Origin of the sequence: Heterorhizobium halophytocola, from assembly GCF_017873095.1 — a bacterium.
Classification (GTDB): Bacteria; Pseudomonadota; Alphaproteobacteria; order Rhizobiales; family Rhizobiaceae; genus Allorhizobium; species Allorhizobium halophytocola.
Map to the genome: position 1 here is coordinate 106588 of NZ_JAGGJU010000007.1, position 21274 is coordinate 127861.

21 protein-coding genes are annotated in these 21274 nt (G+C 63.2%); 13 read left to right on the plus strand and 8 right to left on the minus strand.

Annotated features, from left to right (window positions below; translation table 11 throughout):
* The first annotated feature begins 1 nt into the window (after nt 1).
* The 4 genes from J2Z17_RS13805 to J2Z17_RS13820 all read left to right on the plus strand — a co-directional run bounded on the left by J2Z17_RS13805 (nt 2) and on the right by J2Z17_RS13820 (nt 4908).
* Nucleotides 2-2230, plus strand: a complete 2229-nt coding sequence (locus J2Z17_RS13805; RefSeq protein ID WP_209946329.1) for an ATP-binding protein — start codon at nt 2-4, stop codon at nt 2228-2230.
* A 15-nt stretch (nt 2231-2245) separates the two neighbouring features.
* A complete protein-coding gene (locus tag J2Z17_RS13810) occupies nt 2246-3334 on the plus strand; it encodes a response regulator (RefSeq protein ID WP_209945965.1) in 1089 nt (362 codons plus the stop codon).
* Between the two features lie 79 nt (nt 3335-3413).
* The gene (gene pyrC, locus J2Z17_RS13815) at nt 3414-4451 is read left to right on the plus strand and encodes a dihydroorotase (protein WP_209945967.1); all 1038 of its coding nucleotides are present in this window, start codon (nt 3414-3416) and stop codon (nt 4449-4451) included.
* Between the two features lie 103 nt (nt 4452-4554).
* On the plus strand, nt 4555-4908 hold the full coding sequence (locus tag J2Z17_RS13820; RefSeq protein ID WP_209945969.1) for a DUF805 domain-containing protein: 354 nt from the start codon (nt 4555-4557) through the stop codon (nt 4906-4908).
* A 46-nt stretch (nt 4909-4954) separates the two neighbouring features.
* Here the strand turns inward: J2Z17_RS13820 and J2Z17_RS13825 are convergent, their stop codons facing one another.
* The gene (locus J2Z17_RS13825; RefSeq protein ID WP_209945971.1) at nt 4955-5101 is read right to left on the minus strand and encodes a DUF3096 domain-containing protein; all 147 of its coding nucleotides are present in this window, start codon (nt 5099-5101) and stop codon (nt 4955-4957) included.
* Nucleotides 5098-5232 carry a hypothetical protein gene (locus J2Z17_RS25430; RefSeq protein ID WP_280923369.1) on the minus strand — a complete coding sequence of 45 codons (135 nt, stop codon included), beginning with the start codon at nt 5230-5232 and terminating at the stop codon, nt 5098-5100. Before J2Z17_RS25430 ends, J2Z17_RS13825 begins: the two co-directional genes overlap by 4 nt.
* Nucleotides 5233-5454: 222 nt before the next feature.
* Here J2Z17_RS25430 and J2Z17_RS13830 point away from each other — a divergent pair, with 222 nt between their 5' ends.
* From J2Z17_RS13830 to J2Z17_RS13840, 3 genes are all read left to right on the plus strand, one after another.
* Nucleotides 5455-6153, plus strand: a complete 699-nt coding sequence (locus tag J2Z17_RS13830) for an orotate phosphoribosyltransferase (protein ID WP_209945973.1) — start codon at nt 5455-5457, stop codon at nt 6151-6153.
* A 68-nt stretch (nt 6154-6221) separates the two neighbouring features.
* The gene (locus tag J2Z17_RS13835; protein ID WP_209945975.1) at nt 6222-7148 is read left to right on the plus strand and encodes a carbohydrate kinase family protein; all 927 of its coding nucleotides are present in this window, start codon (nt 6222-6224) and stop codon (nt 7146-7148) included.
* 127 nt (nt 7149-7275) lie between these two features.
* Nucleotides 7276-8031: an SDR family NAD(P)-dependent oxidoreductase gene (locus J2Z17_RS13840; RefSeq protein ID WP_209945977.1), complete on the plus strand. Its 756-nt coding sequence runs from the start codon at nt 7276-7278 to the stop codon at nt 8029-8031.
* Between the two features lie 90 nt (nt 8032-8121).
* Here J2Z17_RS13840 and pgi read toward each other — a convergent pair whose 3' ends face one another.
* Both pgi and J2Z17_RS13850 read right to left on the minus strand, forming a co-directional pair.
* A complete protein-coding gene (gene pgi / locus J2Z17_RS13845; protein ID WP_209945979.1) occupies nt 8122-9747 on the minus strand; it encodes a glucose-6-phosphate isomerase in 1626 nt (541 codons plus the stop codon).
* Nucleotides 9748-9866: 119 nt separating this feature from the next.
* On the minus strand, nt 9867-11567 hold the full coding sequence (locus J2Z17_RS13850) for a long-chain-fatty-acid--CoA ligase (protein ID WP_209945981.1): 1701 nt from the start codon (nt 11565-11567) through the stop codon (nt 9867-9869).
* Nucleotides 11568-11842: 275 nt separating this feature from the next.
* On the opposite strand from J2Z17_RS13850, the gene galE reads away from it, so the two are divergent.
* From galE to J2Z17_RS13865, 3 genes are all read left to right on the plus strand, one after another.
* Nucleotides 11843-12829 (plus strand): UDP-glucose 4-epimerase GalE, encoded by a 987-nt coding sequence (gene galE / locus J2Z17_RS13855; RefSeq protein WP_209945983.1) that lies wholly within the window; start codon nt 11843-11845, stop codon nt 12827-12829.
* Between the two features lie 224 nt (nt 12830-13053).
* Nucleotides 13054-14361 carry a UDP-glucose dehydrogenase family protein gene (locus J2Z17_RS13860; protein WP_209945985.1) on the plus strand — a complete coding sequence of 436 codons (1308 nt, stop codon included), beginning with the start codon at nt 13054-13056 and terminating at the stop codon, nt 14359-14361.
* Between the two features lie 279 nt (nt 14362-14640).
* On the plus strand, nt 14641-15933 hold the full coding sequence (locus J2Z17_RS13865; RefSeq protein ID WP_209945987.1) for a WcaI family glycosyltransferase: 1293 nt from the start codon (nt 14641-14643) through the stop codon (nt 15931-15933).
* 25 nt (nt 15934-15958) lie between these two features.
* Here the strand turns inward: J2Z17_RS13865 and J2Z17_RS13870 are convergent, their stop codons facing one another.
* Nucleotides 15959-16390 (minus strand): hypothetical protein, encoded by a 432-nt coding sequence (locus J2Z17_RS13870; RefSeq protein WP_209945989.1) that lies wholly within the window; start codon nt 16388-16390, stop codon nt 15959-15961.
* 154 nt (nt 16391-16544) lie between these two features.
* On the opposite strand from J2Z17_RS13870, the gene J2Z17_RS13875 reads away from it, so the two are divergent.
* A complete protein-coding gene (locus J2Z17_RS13875) occupies nt 16545-16892 on the plus strand; it encodes a DUF952 domain-containing protein (RefSeq protein WP_209945991.1) in 348 nt (115 codons plus the stop codon).
* On the plus strand, nt 16889-17977 hold the full coding sequence (locus J2Z17_RS13880) for a quinone-dependent dihydroorotate dehydrogenase (RefSeq protein WP_209945993.1): 1089 nt from the start codon (nt 16889-16891) through the stop codon (nt 17975-17977). The genes J2Z17_RS13875 and J2Z17_RS13880 overlap by 4 nt, the downstream gene beginning before the upstream one ends.
* Here J2Z17_RS13880 and J2Z17_RS13885 read toward each other — a convergent pair.
* Genes J2Z17_RS13885 through J2Z17_RS13895 form a run of 3 tightly spaced genes read right to left on the minus strand, consistent with a single transcriptional unit; the run spans nt 17953 to nt 20115 of the window.
* Nucleotides 17953-19305 carry an MATE family efflux transporter gene (locus J2Z17_RS13885; protein ID WP_209945995.1) on the minus strand — a complete coding sequence of 451 codons (1353 nt, stop codon included), beginning with the start codon at nt 19303-19305 and terminating at the stop codon, nt 17953-17955. The two genes, J2Z17_RS13880 and J2Z17_RS13885, sit on opposite strands and share 25 nt — an antisense overlap.
* Nucleotides 19306-19351: 46 nt before the next feature.
* The gene (locus J2Z17_RS13890) at nt 19352-19846 is read right to left on the minus strand and encodes a CAP domain-containing protein (RefSeq protein ID WP_209945997.1); all 495 of its coding nucleotides are present in this window, start codon (nt 19844-19846) and stop codon (nt 19352-19354) included.
* A gap of 2 nt (nt 19847-19848) precedes the next feature.
* Entirely contained in the window at nt 19849-20115 is a 267-nt protein-coding gene (locus tag J2Z17_RS13895) for a DUF6460 domain-containing protein (protein WP_209946000.1), read from the minus strand.
* A 147-nt stretch (nt 20116-20262) separates the two neighbouring features.
* Here J2Z17_RS13895 and J2Z17_RS13900 point away from each other — a divergent pair, with 147 nt between their 5' ends.
* Nucleotides 20263-21207, plus strand: coding sequence for a class I SAM-dependent DNA methyltransferase (locus tag J2Z17_RS13900; RefSeq protein WP_209946002.1), 945 nt, complete (start codon nt 20263-20265; stop codon nt 21205-21207).
* The last annotated feature ends 67 nt before the right edge of the window (nt 21208-21274 follow it).

Below are 21274 nucleotides of genomic sequence, written 5' to 3' on the forward strand. Positions count from 1 at the left end.
AGTGCCGATCCTCAGCAGCGGCGACATCATCCGCAAGGCGGGCAAGAGCACTCTTGTCCTCCAGGTGCTTTCGGGCACCCTGCTGGTGGTGCTGCTTCTGTTGTTCGTCGATATTTCCAGCCGCTTCCGCTACCTGCAGGACGGTGTACGCGAGAACGCCGTCTGGTCGGTCTACCAGCTGGACCGCGAGGCGCGCACCTTGCAGCACGCACTGGGCGAGGCCCGCTTTACGGACGGCGATCGCGCTTCCGCGCTCGGCCGGATGCGCCTGCGCTACGACATCCTCTATTCCCGCCTGATGCTGGTCCGCGAATCCCGCTTCGGCAGCTATTTCTTCAAGGACCCGACGATCGAGCAGTTGCTGAACGACAGCGTGCAGTTGATCCTGTCGCAGGAAGCCCTGTTCGATGATCTGGCCAAGGGCAGCCGGCCGCAGCCGGCGGCATTCGACGCACTGGCCGCCGATCTCGAAACCCTGACGGACAAGAGCGGCCATCTGCTCTTGCGCACCAATGCCCTGGTCTCCGACGAGCGGGCCGACAGCCGCGCCATGGTGCTGCAGCTGGAGAAGACCTCCGCCGTGATGCTGTTCCTCCTGCTGGCCTCGGTGATCTTTCTCGTCGTCACGCTGCGCCGGCAGCTGAAGTCCACGCGCGAGGCCGGCCTCAGCCTCGAGACCATGACGCACGAGCTCGGCAAGGCCTATGAGGCCGCCGATGCGGGCAACCGCGCCAAGTCGCAGTTCATGGCAACGATGAGCCACGAGGTCCGCACACCGCTGAACGCCATTCTCGGCATGGCCGAACTGCTGCAGCTTTCCGACCTGCCGGAAGAGGCCAGCGAGAACGTGCGCACCATCCGATCTTCCGGCGAGGCACTGCTCGAGGTGATCAACGAGATCCTCGACTATTCCAAGATCGAGCACGGCAATCTCGATCTGGAAGAGCGCATCGTCGATATTCGCCAGCTTGCGACCGATACGGTCGGGATCATGCGGGTGCGCGCCGCAGAGCAGCACAGCGCGATCGTGCTCGATATTCCCGACAACCTGCAGGCCGCCTGTTTCCGCAGCGATCCGACCCGTCTGCGCCAGGTGCTCCTGAACCTGCTCAGCAATGCGGCGAAATTCACCAGCAACGGCACGGTGACGCTGCGCTTGCGCGAATTCTATCGCGACACCCACCTGATGCTACGCGTCGAGGTGGAGGACACCGGCATCGGCATCGACCAGGCCGGCATTGCAAAGCTGTTCAAGCCCTTCTCGCAGGTCGATGCCAGCATCAGCCGCCGTTATGGTGGCACCGGGCTCGGATTGACCATCTGCAAGCAGATCGTCGGCAAACTCGGCGGCGAACTCGGCGTCAGCAGCACCGTCGGCGTGGGCAGCATCTTCTGGTTCGAACTCGCCGTCACGCCCGCGGATCTCGCCGAGCCGGATCTGCGCGCCAAGGTTTGCGAATTGCGCACCGAATTGCCGACACTGCGCATCCTTCTGGTGGAAGACAATCTCGTCAATCAGCGGGTCGCGACTGGCTTCCTCAAGCGCCTCGGCCAGCATGTCACGGTCGCCGAGCATGGCCAGCACGCGCTGGAAATCCTCGCGACCGAGAGCTTCGACGTCATCTTCATGGACATGCAGATGCCGGTGATGGACGGCATCGAGGCGACGCGCCAGATCGTTGAGCGCGGTGGGGCGGCCGCCCGCACCCCGATCATCGCCATGACCGCCAATGCCTCCGACGACGACCGTCAGCGGTGCCTGGAGGCCGGCATGGTCGGCTTCGAATCCAAGCCGATGACGATGCAGCGCCTGGGCGCGGTCATCGCCGGCCTTGCCGAAGGCAGGGAAGATCCCGCCGCAGATGGCGCCGGCTCGCCAGCGCAGGCGCTCGAAGGTGATGCCTTCGGCCTGGGCGATGTCCCCGGTCTCGATCCGGCCCGTCGCGGCGAACTGGTCGAAGCCCTCGGCGACGAGGTGTTCAGCGAGCTGATCGAATCCTTCTTCAATGATGCCGGGGACCTGCTCGACGATCTGCATGCCCATCTGACGGGCGGGGATGCGGCCGAGATCGACCGCCTGTTGCACACGATCAAGGGGGCGGCCGCCAATGTCGGCCTGAAGGACATCGCCCGGCACGCCGACACCTTGCGGTCGGAGCCGCCGACGGAAGCCGGTCTCGGCCATCTGGGCGACGAAATCGAAATCATGAAACACAAACTGGTAGCTTAAGGGGGCGAAACGGCCATGCGTATTCTTCTGGTGGACGACAACGCGACCAATCTGAAACTTCTGACCCGTCTGGTGGCCAAGCTCGGCGATTGCGAGGCGCTGCCCTATGCGAGCCCCGATCAGGTTCTTTCGGCTCTGCCGGACCTCGATTTCGACGTCGCGATCATCGACTATCAGATGCCGGTCTATAACGGCGTCGAGCTCTACACCGAGATCGCCCGTTTCGACAAATACGCCGACGTCCCGGTGATCTTCGTTACCGCAGACACCGACCAGACAACGCGCATGGATGCCCTCAATATCGGCGCGATCGACTTTCTGACCAAGCCGGTCCATCCCGCCGAATTCCAGACGCGGGTCAACAATATCGTCGGTCTGACGCGTGCGCGGCACAAGCTGGCGGCCGAGGTCGACGGGCCGCATCACGATGTCGACGATGCCGTCGCGCAGCTGCGCCAGCGCGAGGAAGAGATCGTGCGCCGGCTTTCGCTCGCCGCCTACTACAAGGATCCGGAACGGGGTCGCCATTCCGGTCTCGTGGCAGCCTATGCACGGGCGATTGCCGGTGCGCTCGGCCTGCCGGCCGAGACCTGCCGCGATATCGGGCTTGCCGCGCCCTTGCGCGATATCGCCCAGGTTGCAGCCCCTGATACGGTGATGCTGAAGCAGGGCAAGCTGACCGAATCGGAATTCCGCCAGATCCAGTCGCAGGCCTCCAGGACACGGGATAACCGGACGGAAACCGCTACGTCGCTGCTTTCGCTCGCCGCCGAGATTTCCGCCAGCTATCACGAGCGCTTCGACGGTCAGGGCTATCCGAACCGGCTTTCCGGTGAGGCCATTCCGGTGTCTGGCCGGATCGTCGCGATCGCATCCGCCTTCGATGCGTTGACCACCGAACGCCCGTTCAAGACGGCCTGGAGCTTCGAGCAGGCGGCGGCCCACATTGAAGGCCGCGCCAGCGTGCAATTCGATCCGGCCTGCGCTGCGGCCTTTGCCGATGCCGCCGACGAGATCCGGGCCGTCTTCGAGGCCGACCGGCGGGAGCGGGCGGCCGACGCCGCATCGGGCGCCGCCCACGTGATAGGCCAAAAGATCGCCTGAGCGGGGCAGGGCGGTTGGACAGGCGGGGATGACATGCTATCTGCGGTGCAATCCAAACGCATCCCGATGGTAGCCGCCCATGAAAAGCCTGACCCTCCGCCGCCCCGACGACTGGCACCTGCATCTGCGTGACGGCAAGATGCTGGAAGGTGTGATTGCCGACAGCGCGCGCCACTTCGCCCGTGCGATCATCATGCCGAACCTGGTGCCGCCGGTCGTCACCACGGCCGATGCGGCGGCCTATCGCGGTCGCATCATGGCGGCTCTGCCGTCGGGCATGGACTTCACCCCGCTGATGACGCTCTATCTGACGGAACACACCGATCCGGACGATGTCGAGCGCGGCAAGGCCGATGGTCTGATTTCCGCGGTCAAGCTCTATCCGGCCGGCGCCACCACCAATTCCCATGGCGGTGTGCGCGAGATGGACAAGGCGATGCCGGTGCTGGAGCGCATGGCGAAGATCGGCCTGCCGCTCTGCGTCCATGGCGAGGTGACGACACCCGAGGTCGACATCTTTGACCGCGAGGCGGTTTTCATCGAGACCGTGCTCGACCCGCTGCGCAAGCGTCTGCCGGAACTGAAGGTGACGATGGAGCATGTCACCACGAAGAACGGCATCGACTATGTGAAGGCATCAAGCGCCAACCTTGCCGCCTCGATCACCACCCATCACCTGATCATCAATCGCAATGCGATCCTGGTCGGCGGCATCAAGCCGCACTATTATTGCCTGCCGGTCGCCAAGCGCGAGGAGCACCGTCTGGCGCTCAGGGCTGCGGCCGTCTCGGGCGACGCCCGCTTCTTCCTTGGCACGGATTCCGCGCCGCATGTCGATCCGCTGAAGGAATGCGCCTGCGGCTGCGCCGGCATCTACACCTCGGTCAACACGATGAGCTGCCTTGCCCATGTGTTCGAGGAGGAGAATGCGCTGGACAGGCTGGAGGCCTTCGCTTCGCTCAACGGCCCGGCCTGGTATGGCCTCAAGCCGAACGAGGAGACGATCACGCTCGAAAAGCGTGACGAAGCCGTCGACTATCCTGCGAAGATCGAGACCGGCGACGGCACGGTGACCGTGTTCGACCCGATGTTCCCGTTGCACTGGGCGGTTGCCTGAGCCGCGGCGATCCCGGTTCGCGGTTTGATTCAACGGTCCCACTTGTCCTTGTCTCGAACCGTCCATAGTCTGCTCCGACAGGGGTAGTCGGGGAGATTAGACAATGGAATTCCAGCATGCGGTCCGCAGGGCGTTTTCGAAATACGTAACCTTTACCGGGCGCGCCATGCGTTCGGAGTTCTGGTGGTTCGCGCTCTTCGTCGTGCTCGTCAATGCGGTAGCCGAGATCATCGATCGGATGATCTTCGGCTTCGGGCTGCTCGGTGCCATAGCGGCGCTAGTACTGTTCCTGCCGCAGTTGACCGTGGCCGTCCGGCGTCTGCACGACACCGGACGCAGCGGCTGGTGGCTGCTGATCGCACTGATCCCGCTGATAGGCTGGATCGTTCTCCTCTACTTCTACATCCAGCCGAGCGATCACGGCGACAACCGCTACGGGCTGCAGCCGGTCGCCTGACCGGCCGGCAGGATGCATCGGGTCGGGAAGAGGCTGTCCGGAAGCCTCAGCTCATCAGCTGTGGCATCAGGCCGGTAATGCCGATGATGATCAGGTAGATCGCCACGACATAGTTGAGTAGGCGCGGCGCGATCAGGATCAGGATGCCGGCGATCAGGGCGATCAGCGGCTGGATGACGATGATGTTGTTCATGACAGACCTTGTCGGGTGACGGTTTCGGGGTTGGGCATGGAAGGTTCGGCCGCTGCAGGCAGGCGGTCGCGGGCATCAATGGCTGCGGCACTCCGCTGGCCGGGACAGGCTGTGGCGATCAGTTCGGGCATCGGCACCTCCGGTCGGACGGCTTCGGGTCGGGCGGGCATTCGGCAGTCAAAACACCGGCCTTGTACGACTGGTTCCCGTGATAGGCTCCGATAGAGATGAAATCTTGTTCATGGAGAGGGTCGGTGGCTATTTGCAGCAGCCGCTTGCCGCGGGTTTGGCTGGTCAGCGGCAAGTCTTGCTGCTAATGGCGAGGCAAGGCTTGAACGACAGGAGCGCATGCGATGATCCAGACCACCTTTCCCGAACCGGCAGTCATGGCCGAACTGGTCGCAAGGATGCTGTGGGAGATCAAGGCGGTGCACTTCTCCGCCGACAAGCCCTACACGCTGTCGTCAGGCATGAAGAGCCCTGTTTATATCGACTGCCGCAAGCTTATCTCCTATCCCCGCATCCGCTCGACAGTGATGGATTTCGCCGCCGCCACGGTGCTGCGCGACGCGGGCTTTGAACAATTCGACGCGATTGCCGGTGGCGAGACCGCCGGCATTCCGTTTGCCGCCTTCCTCGCCGAGCGCCTCGGCCTGCCGATGATCTATTGCCGCAAGGCGCCGAAGGGCCATGGCCGCAATGCCCAGATCGAGGGCCATATGCCGGAAGGCGCCCGTGTGCTGGTGATCGAGGACCTGACGACGGCCGGCGGCAGCATGTTCAAGTTCATCGACGCGATCCGCGCCGCCGGCGGCATCGTCGACAACGGCATCGCGCTGTTCTTCTACGATATCTTTCCCGAGGCCAATGCACGGTTCGAAAACGGCAAGGTGAGGCTTCATCACATCGCCACCTGGCGCAATGTGCTGGCCGTCGCTCGGGCGCAGAAACTGTTCGACGAAACGACCCTGAACGAGGTCGAGGCCTTCCTCGATGCACCGCTCGACTGGTCCGGCCGCAATGGCGGCGTTTCCAGCCTGCCGACCGCCTGAGGCTGGACCCCAGCCGATATGCCCCTACTTCCAACAGTAACCGACAATCTGATGACCGGGAGGATAATATGATCTTGTGCTGCGGCGAAGCCTTGATTGACATGCTGCCGCGCGAGACGACGCGCGGCGAAAAGGCGTTTGCTCCCTATGCCGGCGGTGCGATCTTCAACACCGCCATCGCGCTTGGCCGTCTCGGCATCCCCTCGGCCTTCTTCACCGGGCTGTCCGACGACATGCTGGGCGACATCCTGCGCGACGAACTTAAGGCGAGCCATGTCGACTTCACCCCTTGTGCGATTTCCTCCCGTCCCTGCACGATCGCGCTCGTCAAGCTGGTCGACGGCCATGCGACCTATGCCTTCTATGACGAAAACACGGCTGGCCGGATGATCACAGAGGCCGACCTGCCGGCGCTCGGCGACGATTGCGAGGCCCTGCATTTCGGCGCCATCAGCCTGATCTCGGAGCCCTGCGGCTCGACCTATGAGGCACTGATGGTCCGCGAGCACGAAAAGCGCGTGATTTCGCTCGACCCGAACATCCGCCCCGGCTTCATCAAGGACAAGGAAAAGCATATGGCTCGCATCCAGCGCATGGGCGCCATGTCCGACATCCTGAAATTCTCCGACGAGGATCTCGCCTGGTTCGGCATGGAGGGTGATACCGATGCCCTGGCCGCTCACTGGCTGAAGGCCGGCGCCAAGCTGCTGGTCGTCACCCGTGGTGCAGACGGTGCCGTCGGCTACACCGCAGACAGCAAGGTCGAGGTGAAGAGCGAGCGTGTCGAGGTGGTCGATACCGTCGGTGCCGGCGACACCTTCGATGCCGGCATCCTCGCCTCGCTGAAGAAGCAGGGCTTGCTGACCAAGGAAAAGGTCGCCGCGCTCAGCGATCAGGCCATCCGCGACGCTCTGACGGTCGGCGCCAAGGCCGCCGCCGTCACCGTCTCACGCGCCGGTGCCAACCCGCCCCGCGCCGAAGAGATCGGTTTCTGATCGAGGCGCGTCTCCCTCATTTGCGGACTGTGAACAGATCGTCGCGGAAAAACCTTCCGCGGCGATCTTTCATTTTCAATAGATGTACATACATCTAATTATACGCAACAACAGATTGGAGACGTGCATGTTCAAGGATTTCGACGGCAAGGCGGTCATCGTCACCGGCGGTGGATCGGGGATCGGCGAGGCCTGTGTCCTCGAGCTTGCAGAGCGTGGCGCAAAGGTCGTCGTCGCCGACATCAATCTCGAACATGCCGGCGCGGTCGTCGACCGTGTAAAGGCCTCGGGCGGCGAGGCGGCCGCGGTCAAGGTCAATGTCGGCGATGCCGCCGAGGTCAAGGCCATGGTCGAATTCGCGGTCTCCACCTATGGTCGTCTCGACGGTGCGGTCAACAATGCCGGTATCGGCGGCCCGGCCAAGCCGATTGCCGAATACGAGATCGACGAGTGGAAGCGTGTCATCGAGGTTAATCTCAACGGCGTGTTCTACGGGGTGAAATACCAGATCGAGGCGATGCTGCGGAACGGCGGCGGTTCGATCGTCAACATGGCCTCCGTGCTCGGCAGCGTCGGCATCGCCAACTCGTCGGCCTATGTCACCACCAAGCACGCGCTGATCGGCATGACCAAGAATGCCGCGCTCGAATATTCGGCGAAGGGTATCCGCGTGAACGCCGTCGGCCCCGGCTTCATCGCAACGCCGCTGCTTGATTCCAATCTCGACCAGGAGACAAAGGATGCGCTTGCCGCGCAACATGCGACCGGCCGGCTCGGCACGCCGGAGGAGGTCTCGGCGATCACCTGCTTCCTGCTCTCCGACCGTGCATCTTTCGTGACCGGCAGCTACCAGTTGGTCGACGGCGGCTACGCCGCCCATTGATCATCCGGAAGATGATCCGCTGACACATTGAAACAGAAACGCCGCCTCGATGGGCGGCGTTTTGGGTCGGGTAGGCGGCTTCGAGGGGCGTCAGGCCTTCGCCTTCAGCAGCGTGTCGACAAGACCGGCGGTCGACGAATCGTGGCCGGCGGCGCTTTCCTTGCCTTCCACCACCGGCAGCAGGCCGGTCGCCAGTTCCTTGCCAAGCTCCACGCCCCACTGGTCGAAGGAGTTGATGTTGAACAGCACGCCCTCGACGAAGACCCGGTGCTCGTAGAGCGCGATCATCCGCCCCAGCGCATGCGGTGTCAGCTTGTCGTAGACGAAGGTGATCGACGGCCGGTTGCCGGCAAAAACGCGGTGCGGGCCGATCCTGTCGGCGGTCGCTGCGTCGGCGCCCTTGGCGGTCAGCTGCGCCTTCGCCTCGTCCAGCGTGCGGCCCTTCATCAGGGCTTCCGACTGTGCCAGGCAGTTGGCGATCAACAGGTCATGCTGGTTGCGCAGGTCCGGCTCGAAGCCGTTGGCGGCAATCATGAACTCGGCCGGAATGATGTCCGTGCCCTGGTGGATCAGCTGGTAGAAGGCGTGCTGGCCGTTGGTGCCCGGCTCGCCCCAGGCAACCGGGCCGGTCGGACCCTTGACCGGTTTGCTGTCGATCGTCACCGACTTGCCGTTCGATTCCATGTCGAGCTGCTGCAGATAGGCGGGGAACCGCGACATCCGCTGATCATAGGGCAGGATCGCCCGGGTCGGATAGCCGAGCACGACGCGGTGGTAGTAGCCGATCAGGCCGAGCAGCATCGGCAGGTTGTTCTCGACCGGGGCCTCGCGGAAATGCGTGTCGAGTGCGTGCGCGCCCTCGAGGAATTCGACGAAATGCTCAGGCCCGATCGCCAGCATCAGTGGCAGGCCGATTGCCGACCAGATCGAATAGCGGCCACCGACCCAATCCCAGAAGCCGAACACCCGCGTCTCGTCGATGCCGAAGGCGGCAACCTTGTCGAGCGCTGTGGAGACTGCGGCGAAATGGTGGCCGACCGCCTCTTCGCCCAGCGCATCGGAGACGAATTTCCGCGCTGCCCGGGCATTGGTCATCGTTTCGATCGTGGTGAAGGTCTTCGACGCCACGATAAAGAGCGTGGTGTCTGCCGACAACAGCTTCAGCGTATCGGCGATATGGGCGCCGTCGACATTGGAGACGAAATGCGCGCGCGGACCGTCGTGATAGGGGGCCATCGCCAGCGTTGCCATGGCCGGGCCGAGATCCGAGCCGCCGATGCCGATATTGACCACATCGGTGATCTTTTTGCCGGTCGCGCCCTTGATCGCGCCCGAGCGCACGCCGTTGCAGAATTCGCTCATGGCGTCGAGCACCGCGTTGACGTCCGGCATCACGTCCCGGCCGTCGACCATCACAGGCGTATTGGAGCGGTTGCGCAAGGCGGTGTGCAGCACGGCGCGATCTTCGGTGAAGTTGATCTTATCGCCCGCAAACATGGCGTCACGCTTTTTGGCGACACCGCCGGCTTCGGCCAGTTCGCTGAGAAGCCCCATGACCGTCTCGTTCACGGCGCATTTCGAGTAGTCCATCAGCAGGTCGTCGAGACGGGCGGTGAACTTGGCAAAGCGGCCGGAATCGGAGGCGAAGGCCGAGCGGATGTCGGTCGCCCCGGTCGAGGCGACGCTGTCCTTCAGCTTGGCGATGATGGTGTCCATGGGGAAATCTCCGGAACGAATGAGATCGGCAAACTATGCGCGATGCCGATGGCAATCAAGCACGTGCCCTCGCTAATTAGGCACGTGCCTCGCCGTCGTCCAGCGTCCGGGGCGAGCCGTCAGTCGCGCAGGTCCTTGCGCAGGATCTTGCCGACATTGCTCTTCGGCAATTCGGAACGGAACTCGATGATGCGCGGACGCTTGTAGTTGGTCAGGTGCTTGGCGCAGTGAGCCTTGAGCTCCGCTTCGGTCAGGGCCTGGTCGCGCTTGACCACCACCAGTTTCACCGCCTCGCCGGAATGCTCGTCCGCGACGCCGATCGCCGCGCATTCGAGCACGCCCGGATGCATGGCAGCGACTTCCTCGATTTCGTTGGGATAGACGTTGAAGCCGGAGACCAGGATCATGTCCTTCTTGCGGTCGACGATCTTGATGTAGCCGCGCTCGTCCATCATGCCCATGTCGCCGGAGCGGAAAAAGCCGTCGGGGGTGATGGCCCGCGCCGTTTCCTCCGGCCGCTGCCAGTAGCCGGCCATCACCTGCGGTCCGCGAATGCAGATCTCGCCGACTTCGCCAAGCGGCAGGGTGACGCCGTCGTCATCGCGGATCTCGATATCGGTCGAGGAGATCGGCAGGCCGATCATCCCTGAAAACTCCGCAGCATCCAGCCGGTTGGCGGTGGCCACAGGGGAGGTCTCCGACAGTCCGTAGCCTTCCGTGATCGGGCAGCCGGTCATCTCGCGCCAGCGCTCCGCGACCGGCCGCTGCACGGCCATGCCGCCGCCGAAGGTCAGGAACAGCGAAGAGAAGTCGATCTCCTTGAACGCCTCGTTGTTCATCATCGCGGTGAACAGCGTGTTGAGGCCGGGCAGGATATGCGCCTTGTGCGCCTTCATTTCCTTGAGGAAGGCCGGAATGTCACGCGGATTGGCGATCAGCACATTGTGGCCGCCCATCGCAACGCCCATCAGCGAATTCACCGTCAGCGCGAAGATATGATAGAGCGGCAGCGGGCAGATGAAGACCATCGCCTCCGGCCGCTCCCTCCCGTCGAATATCTGGTCGAGCCAGACGGAAAGCTGTTTCAGGTTCGACAGCAGGTTGGAATGGGTGAGCGTCGCGCCCTTCGACACGCCGGTGGTGCCACCGGTATATTGCAGGAAGGCCACGTCCGAGAGGGTGACATCCATCGGCTTGAGGCTGAGCGAGCCGCCGGCCTTCATCACCGCATTGAAGCTCAGATGCCCCGGGATCGACCAGGCCGGCACCAGTTTCTTGATCCGGCGCACGACGAAATTGACGATCAGCCCCTTCAGGCCGAGCATGTCGCCCATGGTGGCGACCACGACCTTTTCCACCGGGGTCTTGCCTGCCACCTGCTCCACCGTATTGGCGAAGTTTTCGAGTACGAAGATGATCCGCGCCCCGGAATCCTGCAGCTGGTGCTGCAGTTCGCGCGGCGTATAGAGCGGGTTGACGTTGACCACCGTGTAGCCGGCCCTCAGAATGCCGTAGACGATCACCGGGTTCTGCAGGATGTTCGGCAGCATGACCGCCACGCGGTCGCCCTTCGACAGGCCCTGGGCCTGCAGCCAGGCGCCGATCTTGGCCGAGCCTTCTTCCAGCTCCCGGAAGGACAGGGTCCGGCCCATGCTGGAAAATGCGGTCCGGCTTGCAAACTTGCGGCAGCTGTCCTCGAAGAATGTCCCGAGAGAATCGTGTTCGAGAGGCGAAATTTCCGCCGGAACCGATGCCGGGTAGGATCCGAGCCAGGGCTTGCCTGTCGCCTGGCCTTCGGCGGTCTTGGCCAAATCGGTCATGTCATCCTCCTCATTCTGCGCGGATCGGTTTTAGGCCTCTTTTCCGCGCTTGGCTCCTCCAAGCCAGCTTATGTCTCTGTTGCACAACTGCAAGAGGGATCACGATAAATTACTTTAACGTAAACGTAAATATTCGCCGCCGACACAATCCCGGACAAAATCCGCCCGCCTTCGCCTTTCGCGTGCCGCCCCGAATTTGGCCGCATTGCTGCGGTTGCTAACAAAGCGATCCGGACTTATGAAAGTCATTGAGCAATATAGGGGAAAACGCGTTGATGAGCGATGTCTGCGTACTTGTTGTCGGCGGTGCCGGCTATGTCGGCTCCCACACCTGCCTGAAATTGTCAGAGGCCGGCTTTACGCCGGTTGTCTACGACAACCTGTCCAATGGCCATGGTGAATTTGTCAAATGGGGTCCGCTCGAGCAGGGTGATATCCGCGATCGCAAGCGGTTGGACGAGGTTTTCGCCAAGTACAAGCCGACCGCCGTCATGCATTTCGCTGCCCTGATCGAGGTCGGCGAAAGCGTCAAGGATCCGGCCGCCTTCTACGACAACAATGTGGTCGGGGCGCTGACCCTGCTGGGTGCGGCCAAGGCCGCCGGTGTCCAGGGCTTCGTCTTTTCGTCGACTTGCGCCACCTATGGCCTGCCGCAAAGCCTGCCGATGGACGAAACCCATCCGCAGGTGCCGATCAACCCCTATGGCCGCACCAAGTGGATCATCGAGCAAGCGCTCTCCGATTTGGACCAGTATGCCGGTTTCCGCTCCGTGGTGCTGCGCTATTTCAATGCGGCAGGCGCCGACCCGGAAGGCCGCATCGGCGAATGGCACACGCCGGAAACCCACGCCATCCCGCTGGCGATCGATGCCGCGCTGGGGCGCCGCGCCGGGTTCAAGGTGTTCGGAACCGATTACGATACCCGCGACGGCACCTGCGTGCGCGACTATATTCACGTGCTCGACCTGGCGGACGCCCATGTGCGCGCTCTGCAATATCTGCTGGATGGCGGTGCCTCGGATGCCTTCAATCTGGGCACCGGCACGGGCACGACCGTCAAGGAACTGCTCGACACCATTGCCGAGGTTTCCGGAAAGCCGTTTCCGGTGGAGTTTGCGGCACGCCGGGATGGCGATTCCACCACGCTGGTCGCCAACAACGACAAGGCGAAATCGGTACTCGGCTGGGAGCCCGGCTATCGGCTGCACGACATCATTCAATCCGCATGGAACTGGCACACGACCAGCAACCTGCACGCGTAGTGCCTAAAGTAGCAATTCCGGCGAAAACGGCCCAAATCTAGGCGTTTCGGAAACTGTTCTTCCTCTTTGCCCGGCCCCTCTTGGCTTGCCTTCTGCGATACGATACACACGCAAAAAGATCTTGAGTTGCGTGTGTATCGGGCAATGGCTGAATGGGCTGGCCGATGCGCGTATCGGTTGTATTGTTATCTGCGGATAACGGACAAGTATTTGGGGAGCTGGCTTTGCGTATTGCCATCATCGGAACTGGTTATGTCGGTCTTGTATCGGGCGTTTGCCTGGCGGAATTCGGCCATGACGTCGTCTGCATCGACAAGGTCGCGGACAAGATCGAGAAGCTGAAGGTGGGCCAGGTGCCGATCTTCGAGCCGGGCCTCGACACGCTGATCGACAGCAATGTCAAGGCGGGCCGCCTGTCGTTCTCGACCGATCTTTCCGGCCCGGTGGCAGAGGCGGATGTGGTGTTCATCGCCGTCGGCACGCCCTCGCGCAAGAGCGACGGCCATGCGGACCTGCAATATGTCTATGCGGCCGCCCAGGAAGTCGCCCGCGCGGTCAAGGGGTTTACCGTCATCGTGACCAAGTCGACCGTGCCGGTCGGCACCGGCGACGAGATCGAGCGGCTGGTGGCCAAGGCCAATCCCGACGCTGATGTCGCGGTCGTGTCCAATCCGGAATTCCTGCGCGAAGGTGCTGCGATCGAGGACTTCATGAAGCCGGACCGCGTTGTCATCGGCATGAACGACGACCGCGCCCAGGCGCAGATGGAAGCCATCTATGCGCCGCTCGATCCGGCCAAGCATCCAATCGTGATCACCGCGCGCCGCACCGCCGAGCTGATCAAATATGCGGCCAATTCCTTCCTGGCGCTGAAGCTTGCCTATATCAACGAGATCGCCGACCTCTGCGAATATGTCGGTGCCAATATCCAGGACGTCTCCAGGGGCATGGGGCTCGACACCCGCATCGGCCGGAAATTCCTCAATGCCGGTCCGGGCTATGGCGGCTCGTGCTTCCCGAAGGATACGCTGGCGCTGGTCAAGACCGCGCAGGACCATTCCGCCCCGATCCGGCTGATCGAAACGATCGTCGGCATCAACGAGACCCGCAAGCGCGCCATGGCCCGCAAGGTCGAGCAGGCGGTCGGCGGCGAACTGCGCGACAAGCGCATCGGCATCCTCGGGCTCACCTTCAAGCCGGATACCGACGACATCCGCGAATCTCCGGCGCTGTCCATCGTCCAGGCCCTGCTCGACAAGGGCGCGGTGCTGAAGGCCTATGATCCGGAAGGCATGCCGGCCGCCCGCGAGATCATGCCGGATATCGGTTATTGCGACACGGTCGAAGACGTTGCGGACGACGCTGATGCGCTGGTGATCATCACGGAATGGAAGCATTTCCGCGATCTCGATTTCGCCGACCTCAAGACCCGCATGGCCGCACCGGTGCTGGTCGACTTCCGCAACATCTATGACCGCAAGCAGGTCGCTGACGCCGGATTTTATTATGACAGCGTCGGCAGGGCGGACTGACGACCGCCTGCAAGCCGTACGACTGGCAGCCGAAAATCATATTGCTTTTTCGGCTGCCTGCCTGAAATGCCAAGACTGTATTTGAATTTCTATTTTTAAGGGTTTGGGGTCCCGATTTCCCCAGCCGGCATGCCGTGTTCCCATGCTTTTTGCATGAAGAGGATATTACCGTGAGCGATATTGCCTTGTTGTCGGCGCAACGGGCGGAGACGATATTTGTCTTGCCGCGTCGTGTTTTTGAAAGCCCCATGCCATCTCCCGTTGCCGGGGAGGCCTGCCATGACTGAACTGGTTCACCCGGGTGTCCTCGAGGCTGCCCCGGTTCAGACGGCCGCAAAGACGGCCGAGGCCGTCGGCCGGCTTAAATGCGTCGTCGTCTACGGCATGAATTTCGCGCCCGAAATGGCCGGCGTCGGCCGCTATACCGGCGAGATTGCCGAATATATGGCCGAGGGCGGTGCAAGGGTGGTGGCCGTTACCACACCTCCGCATTATCCGGGCTGGAGGGTGCGGAACGACTTCGCCAACCGCTATTCCGCCGGCGAGGAGGGCGGCGTCCGGGTGATACGCGTGCCTTTGATGCTGCGCGAAAAGATGGGCGGCATCTGGCGGCTGCTGGCACCTTTAAGTTTTGCCGTCGCCTCAGCCCCTGTCGTCATCTGGCAGATCCTGCGTTGGCGCCCGCAAGTGGTGTTCTGCGTCGAGCCGACGCTGTTTGCCGCCCCGGCAGCCCAGTTCGCGGCCTGGCTTTCCGGTAGCCGCACCGTGCTGCATGTGCAGGATCTCGAGGTCGATGCTGCCTTTGCCGTCGGCCACCTGAAGGGCGGCGCCTGGCTCCGCAAGCTCGGTTTCGTATTCGAACGTTTCGCTCTCGGCCGCTTCGGCCGTATCGTGACGATTTCCAGCCGCATGGCCGAGAAGATTGCTTCCAAGGGCGTCCGGCCCGAGCGTATCTCGATCGTCCGCAACTGGGTCGATCTGAGCTATATCTTTCCGCTGAAAGGCGAGAGCCCCTACCGCGCGGAACTGGGCTACCAGCCGGATCATTTCGTCGTGCTCTATTCCGGCAATATCGGCGCCAAGCAGGGTCTCAATATCCTGCTGGACGCCGCCGATCGCCTGCAGCACGAGCCGCGGCTGAAATTCGTCGTCGCCGGCGAAGGGCCGGCCAAGTCTGAGCTGATGCAACGCTATGCGCATCTGGCAAATGTCCGCTTCCTCCCCTTCCAGCCCTATGAGCGGCTGAACGAATTCCTCAGCATGGCCGACCTGCATGCTCTGCCGCAGGAAAAGGGCGCTGCCGATCTGGTGTTGCCATCCAAGCTCGGCGGCATGCTGGCCTCCGGCAAGCAGATCGTGGTGACGGCCGATCCGGGCACGGAACTTGCCGACTTTCTCGGCGACCTCGCTTACATGACGCCGCCCGGCGACGGGACGGCGCTCGCGGAAGCCATCGTCCGGGCCTCGATCGAGCCGAAGGGAACGACCGAGGAGCGGCTGGATCTCGCCCGCAAGCTTTCCCGCACCGACGGCCTCGTCAGCCTGGTCAACCTCGTGGCGTCCCGCAACTGAGCGGTCTGCGGCAGCAGGCAGCGGATCAGTAGGACTGCGCCGTCGGCGTCGCGTCCTTGTCCTTGGATTCGAATTCCCTGACGATGCCGAAGAAGGATCGCATGAACCGCTCCATGATCCCGAGCGACCGGTCGATCTCGGCGTCATCGGGCAGGGTCCCGTTGCGCGACGACAAGGCGGTGCCGCCGCTGTCGATCCTGGTTTCCAGCGCCGTTACCCGCTTTTCCAGCCGGTCGAGCTGTTCCTCATAGGCGGCGCGCTCGTCGGCGGCCATCCGGCAGATCAGGGCGCCGTCCTTGTCTTGGCAGAGCGACATCGCACCGGTGCGGGTGTCGAGCCTGACCAGCCCGTTCTCCATCGGCTGGAAGGTGTAGCGTCCGTTTTCCAGATCCTCGGCGCCGACCGATGCCGGCAGTAGGGCAAATAGCGAGGCGGCAAGCAAAGCCTGGCGATACATTGGGGTCTCCTCCCTCGGGTGGCGTCTCGTTCATCGGCGTTCTGTCGCAGCCGATGCCGTCTCGGCGATTGGCGTGCACGGCCCGACATGGACACATGCGGCATTTCCCGCTAATCGCATGGCCGCACATCCGTATTGATGAAGGATAGGGGCCATGGCCAACACAGTCTACAAGATCGTGCCGCGGGAAATGTGGCAGACGGTCCGGGAAACAGGTGTCTTTGCCGGGGCCCCGATCGATCTGAAGGACGGCTTCATCCATTTCTCCACCGCCGCCCAGGCCGTCGAGACCGCAAGGCTGCATTTCGCCGGCCAGGACGACCTGTTGCTGGTGGCCGTCGATGGCGCGTCTCTGGGCGAGGCACTCAAATTCGAGGCCTCGCGTGGCGGCGATCTTTTCCCGCATCTCTACGCATCCCTGCCGCTCGACGCGGTTCTTTGGGAGGCGCCCTTGCCGCTCGGGGCCGATGGCGCCCATGTCTTTCCGGAGCTTCATCCATGACCGATTTCTTCAAGTCGTTCGGCCGCCGCGGCCTTTTCCTGCTCGATCCGGAAGTGGCGCATGGTCTGTCGCTGGCAGCGCTTCGCTCCGGCCTGCTGCCATCCTGCGACGTGCCGGTGGATCCGAAGCTCAGGCAGACGGTCGCCGGCCTCACCTTTGCCAATCCGCTCGGCATCGCCGCCGGCTATGACAAGAACGCCGAGGTGCCGGACGCGCTGATGAAGCTCGGTTTCGGCTTTGCCGAGGTCGGTACGCTGACGCCGCGTCCGCAATCGGGCAATCCCAAGCCGCGGATCTTCCGGCTGGAGCGCGACGAGGCGGTGATCAACCGTCTCGGTTTCAACAATGAGGGCCATGCTGCCGCGCTCTCCCGCCTGCTTGCCCGCGGCCCGGGTGGATTGGTCGGCGTCAATATCGGCGCCAACAAGGACAGTGAAGACCGCATTGCCGACTATGTCGCCGGCATCCGCACCTTTTACGGTGTGGCGGGCTATTTCACCGCCAATATCTCGTCCCCCAATACGCCGGGCCTGCGCGACCTGCAGGCACGCGACAGCCTTGCCGCACTGTTGACGGCCGTGCTCGCGGCCCGCGACGAGGAGGCGGCGACGAGCGGCGTCAAGCGTCCGGTCTTCCTCAAGATCGCCCCCGATCTGACCGAGGAGGGGATGGACGACATCGCAGCGGTGGTGCTCGCCTCCAGCCTCGACGGGCTGATCGTTTCCAACACGACCTTGTCGCGCGAGGGCCTCGGCGACCAGCGCCAGGCCGGCGAGGCGGGTGGCATGTCGGGCAAGCCGCTGTTCGACAAGGCGACCGCGGTACTTGCCCGCATGCGCCACCGGGTTGGCAAGGATCTGCCGATCATCGGTGTCGGCGGCGTGCATTCGGTGGAGACGGCGCTCGACAAGATTCGTGCCGGCGCCGATCTCGTGCAGCTCTATTCCGCAATGGTCTACGAAGGGCCGGCGCTGCCGGGCCGCATCGTCAAGGGCATGTCCCGCCATCTGCAAGAGCAGGGCCTTTCATCGATCCGCGATCTGCGCGATAGCCGTCTCGACTACTGGCTTTCGGCAAAGGTCTGATCGAGCTTCGGCTTCAGCCGCAGCAGCAGGAAGATCCCGCGCATCGCCAGGAACAGGTTGAGCGCTGCCCACAGGCCGTGATTGCCGGCAAGCGGCACCAGGACGGCGAGGCTCAGCAGGAAGCCGACAAGCGCTGCCACCATCATGTTGCGCATCTCGACCGACCAGGTCGCGCCGATGAACACGCCGTCCATCTGGAAGGCGAGTGCGCCGGTCAGCGCCGTCAGCGCGGCCCAAGGCAGGTAGACATAGGCCGTGTCGCGCACCTCCGGCGCCGTCGTCAGCAGATCGATCACGGCATCGCCGAAGACGAGGAAAAAGGCGGTGGTGACCGCGGCCAGCGCAAACGACCAGATCGCCGTCAGCCGCACCGCGCGCACGAAACCCGCCCGGTAGTTGGCACCGATCGCCCGGCCGGTAATGGTTTCCGCGGCATTGGCGAAACCGTCCAGATAATAGCCCGCCACGAGAAAGATGTTCATCAGGATCGCATTGGCCGCCAGAACGGTTGGCCCGAACCCCGTCCCGATCCGGGTGACGAGGGTAAAGGCTGCGAGTAGCGAAAACGAACGGACCAGGATATCGCGATTGAGCGAAAACAACCGCTTCAGCTGGGCGCCGTCGAAGATTTCGCGTAGCGTCGGCCTGGCTTCTCCGCGAAACTGGTAGAGCACCATGCCGAGGCCCGCGAGGAAGGCGGCCCCTTCGCCAAACAGCGTGCCCCAGGCGACGCCGGCAATCCCCCATTTGAGCGTCAGGCCCAGATAGATCGACAGCACGATATTCGTGCCGTTGAGGATTGCCTGCAGCAGCAATCCGTTTCGCCCCTGTCCGCGCCCGAGAATGAAGCCGAGCAGCGTGTAATTGGCAAGCGTCAGCGGCCCGGCGATGATCCGGATCGAGAAATAGGTGGTGGTCGCCACGGCCACCGCCCCGGTCGGTCCCATCAGCCAGAGGCCGAGCGGCAGCAGCAGCGGAGAAAGCGCCAGGATCGTCAGTCCGACGGCAATCGATAGCACCATCGAGCGCCAGAACACTGCCTGCTGCTCGTGCCGGTCGCCCCGGCCATAGGCCTGCGCCGTCAGACCGGTGGTGGACGAGCGCAGGAAATTCAGGCTGGCGAAGATCAGGTCGAACAGGGCCGCCCCGACCGCAAGGCCTGCAAGGGCCGCGGCCTCGCCGGTGCGCCCGGCCACGGCCGTGTCAGTCAGCCCGAGCAGCGGCGTGGTCAGGAAGCCGAGCGTCATCGGAATAGCGATCGACAGCACGAGCCGGTGGGTAACGGGAAATGCGCCGCCCGTCTGGCGGGCGCTGGCCGGGCTGTCCATCCCTTGGGTATCCTCTTGCGATGCTGACTGCAGGGCGGGAATCGCCTCAGTTGGATAGCACCATGGCCCAATAGGGACGTTTTGTGGAGCTGTCATAAGCGACGGCCACGCCCAGCCCACTGTAATTTCCAAGCATGTTCTTCAGATGCTTCGGCGAGTGAACCCAGGCATCGACAGCCGCGGCCACGTCCTTCTGGCCGGTCGCGATGTTTTCCGCTGCCGGCAGGGTCACGTCGGAGGATTTCATCCGGTCGTAGAAACTGTCGCGAAAGCCGATGAGATGGCTCATCTTCTGCGCCTTTGCCATGCGCGCCGCCTGGTGCAGCGCTGCCCGGCTGGCCTCGACATTGACCGATAGCGGCGGCAGGCCATGCGTGGCGCGCACGGCATTCGTCAGCGGCAGGGCGGCCGCCGTCTGGTCTTCGGCCTTGCTGTCGCCGACGTCGAATACCGATGTCGTGGTGCAGGCCGACACCAGGCCGGCCATGGATACGAGGCCGAGGCGAAGCGCGGTGCGGCGCGTCAGGAAAGTATCCGTCATGCTCAGGACCGCGCGCTCATCAGGCGGATGATGAGGAAGACCGGGATCACCACGGTTGCGCCGAGTAGCAGATATTGTCCGACGCTGCCGAGCGCGGCAAAGCCCCGATGCCAGAGATTCAGCACGAAGTGCTGGACGCCGTAGACGATGTCATAGGGGTCTATGTTGAAATAGGCCATGACGAAGCCGACGATCAGCGACACCACGATCAGCTTGACGATGGTGCGGGCGACCGTGTCGCCCAGAAACCGGTTCACGCGTTCGGACATACGGAAACTCCTTGTTCGGCCAAGAGATAGGCGGCGATTGCGGCACTCGCAAGTTCCGCCGCCGGCCGGCCTCGTGCCTTTCAGAAGTTAGCTCTTGTCTTTTCATCGCGGATCGGTCAAGAGCGCTGGCCCTCAGGAAAACGCAAAATGCACCCGATGCAATTCTCCTCCGGCGACGTCGTGATCGACCGGCGCGCCGATTACGCACGAATGCTGGACGAAAGCGGCGATCCGGCGGCAGCCGCCGACTTGATGGAGCAGGCGCTGGAACTGGCGCCCGGCTGGGTCGCCGGCTGGCAGCAGCTGGCCGATTTCACGCAAAAGGCCGGCGACGAAAAGAAGGCGGCAGCCGCGCTCGAAAAAGTGCTCGAACTCGATCCCGACGACATCTTCGCGGCCTCCTTGAAGCTTGCCCGCCTTGGCGCCACGGAAGTGCCGGACCAGCCGCCGAGCCGCTATGTCGAGGCGCTGTTCGACGACTATGCCGATCGCTTCGAGGCGCAACTGGTCGAGAAGCTCGACTACAGCGTGCCCGTCGAATTGTCGGCGCTGATCCGCAAGACCGTTGTGCCGACCGGGCCCTTCGCCCGCGCCGTCGACCTTGGCTGCGGCACCGGGCTGCTGGGGGTGGAGATCCGCGATCTCTGCCTCGATCTCGAAGGCTATGACCTGTCGACCGGCATGCTTGCCAAGGCCGAGGAGAAGGGGCTCTACGACCGGCTGGCGCAGGCCGACCTGTCGCTCGACGCGGAGACGTCCGGCCTGTTTGCAGAAGGCGCCGGCGCGGCCCGGGCCGATCTCGTCTGCGCGGCCGACGTGATGATGTATCTGGGCAATCTCGAGCCGACCATGCAGCTCATCGCCAGGCTCGCCGCGCCCGGCGCCATTCTGGCCTTCTCGGTCGAAGATGCCGGTGATCGCGAAGGCTTCGACCTCGCCGAGTCGCTGCGCTACGTGCATTCGGAAACCTATGTGCGTCAGCTTCTTTCGACAATCGGCTTCGAAACCCGCACGACCTCCAAGACCGTCATTCGCATGGATGGCGGAAAACCGGTCTTCGGCATCCTGTTTGTTGCAGTGAAAACCCGGTGAAGGTTCGTTTCTTGCGATTTTTCCGATAGGTCAGCTTTGTTGACCCATCACCCTTGTGCCTTGCCGC

What these genes read in the sequence shown, in the direction of transcription:
- J2Z17_RS13810 (WP_209945965.1), top strand. Translation starts at nt 2,246, where the DNA reads ATGCGTATTCTTCTGGTGGACGACAACGCGACCAATCTGAAACTTCTG.
- pyrC (WP_209945967.1), top strand. Translation starts at nt 3,414, where the DNA reads ATGAAAAGCCTGACCCTCCGCCGCCCCGACGACTGGCACCTGCATCTG.
- J2Z17_RS13820 (WP_209945969.1), top strand. Translation starts at nt 4,555, where the DNA reads ATGGAATTCCAGCATGCGGTCCGCAGGGCGTTTTCGAAATACGTAACC.
- J2Z17_RS13825 (WP_209945971.1), bottom strand. Translation starts at nt 5,101, where the DNA reads ATGAACAACATCATCGTCATCCAGCCGCTGATCGCCCTGATCGCCGGC.
- J2Z17_RS25430 (WP_280923369.1), bottom strand. Translation starts at nt 5,232, where the DNA reads ATGCCCGAACTGATCGCCACAGCCTGTCCCGGCCAGCGGAGTGCCGCA.
- J2Z17_RS13830 (WP_209945973.1), top strand. Translation starts at nt 5,455, where the DNA reads ATGATCCAGACCACCTTTCCCGAACCGGCAGTCATGGCCGAACTGGTC.
- J2Z17_RS13835 (WP_209945975.1), top strand. Translation starts at nt 6,222, where the DNA reads ATGATCTTGTGCTGCGGCGAAGCCTTGATTGACATGCTGCCGCGCGAG.
- J2Z17_RS13840 (WP_209945977.1), top strand. Translation starts at nt 7,276, where the DNA reads ATGTTCAAGGATTTCGACGGCAAGGCGGTCATCGTCACCGGCGGTGGA.
- pgi (WP_209945979.1), bottom strand. Translation starts at nt 9,747, where the DNA reads ATGGACACCATCATCGCCAAGCTGAAGGACAGCGTCGCCTCGACCGGG.
- J2Z17_RS13850 (WP_209945981.1), bottom strand. Translation starts at nt 11,567, where the DNA reads ATGACCGATTTGGCCAAGACCGCCGAAGGCCAGGCGACAGGCAAGCCC.
- galE (WP_209945983.1), top strand. Translation starts at nt 11,843, where the DNA reads ATGAGCGATGTCTGCGTACTTGTTGTCGGCGGTGCCGGCTATGTCGGC.
- J2Z17_RS13865 (WP_209945987.1), top strand. Translation starts at nt 14,641, where the DNA reads ATGACTGAACTGGTTCACCCGGGTGTCCTCGAGGCTGCCCCGGTTCAG.
- J2Z17_RS13870 (WP_209945989.1), bottom strand. Translation starts at nt 16,390, where the DNA reads ATGTATCGCCAGGCTTTGCTTGCCGCCTCGCTATTTGCCCTACTGCCG.
- J2Z17_RS13875 (WP_209945991.1), top strand. Translation starts at nt 16,545, where the DNA reads ATGGCCAACACAGTCTACAAGATCGTGCCGCGGGAAATGTGGCAGACG.
- J2Z17_RS13880 (WP_209945993.1), top strand. Translation starts at nt 16,889, where the DNA reads ATGACCGATTTCTTCAAGTCGTTCGGCCGCCGCGGCCTTTTCCTGCTC.
- J2Z17_RS13885 (WP_209945995.1), bottom strand. Translation starts at nt 19,305, where the DNA reads ATGGACAGCCCGGCCAGCGCCCGCCAGACGGGCGGCGCATTTCCCGTT.
- J2Z17_RS13890 (WP_209945997.1), bottom strand. Translation starts at nt 19,846, where the DNA reads ATGACGGATACTTTCCTGACGCGCCGCACCGCGCTTCGCCTCGGCCTC.
- J2Z17_RS13895 (WP_209946000.1), bottom strand. Translation starts at nt 20,115, where the DNA reads ATGTCCGAACGCGTGAACCGGTTTCTGGGCGACACGGTCGCCCGCACC.
- J2Z17_RS13900 (WP_209946002.1), top strand. Translation starts at nt 20,263, where the DNA reads ATGCACCCGATGCAATTCTCCTCCGGCGACGTCGTGATCGACCGGCGC.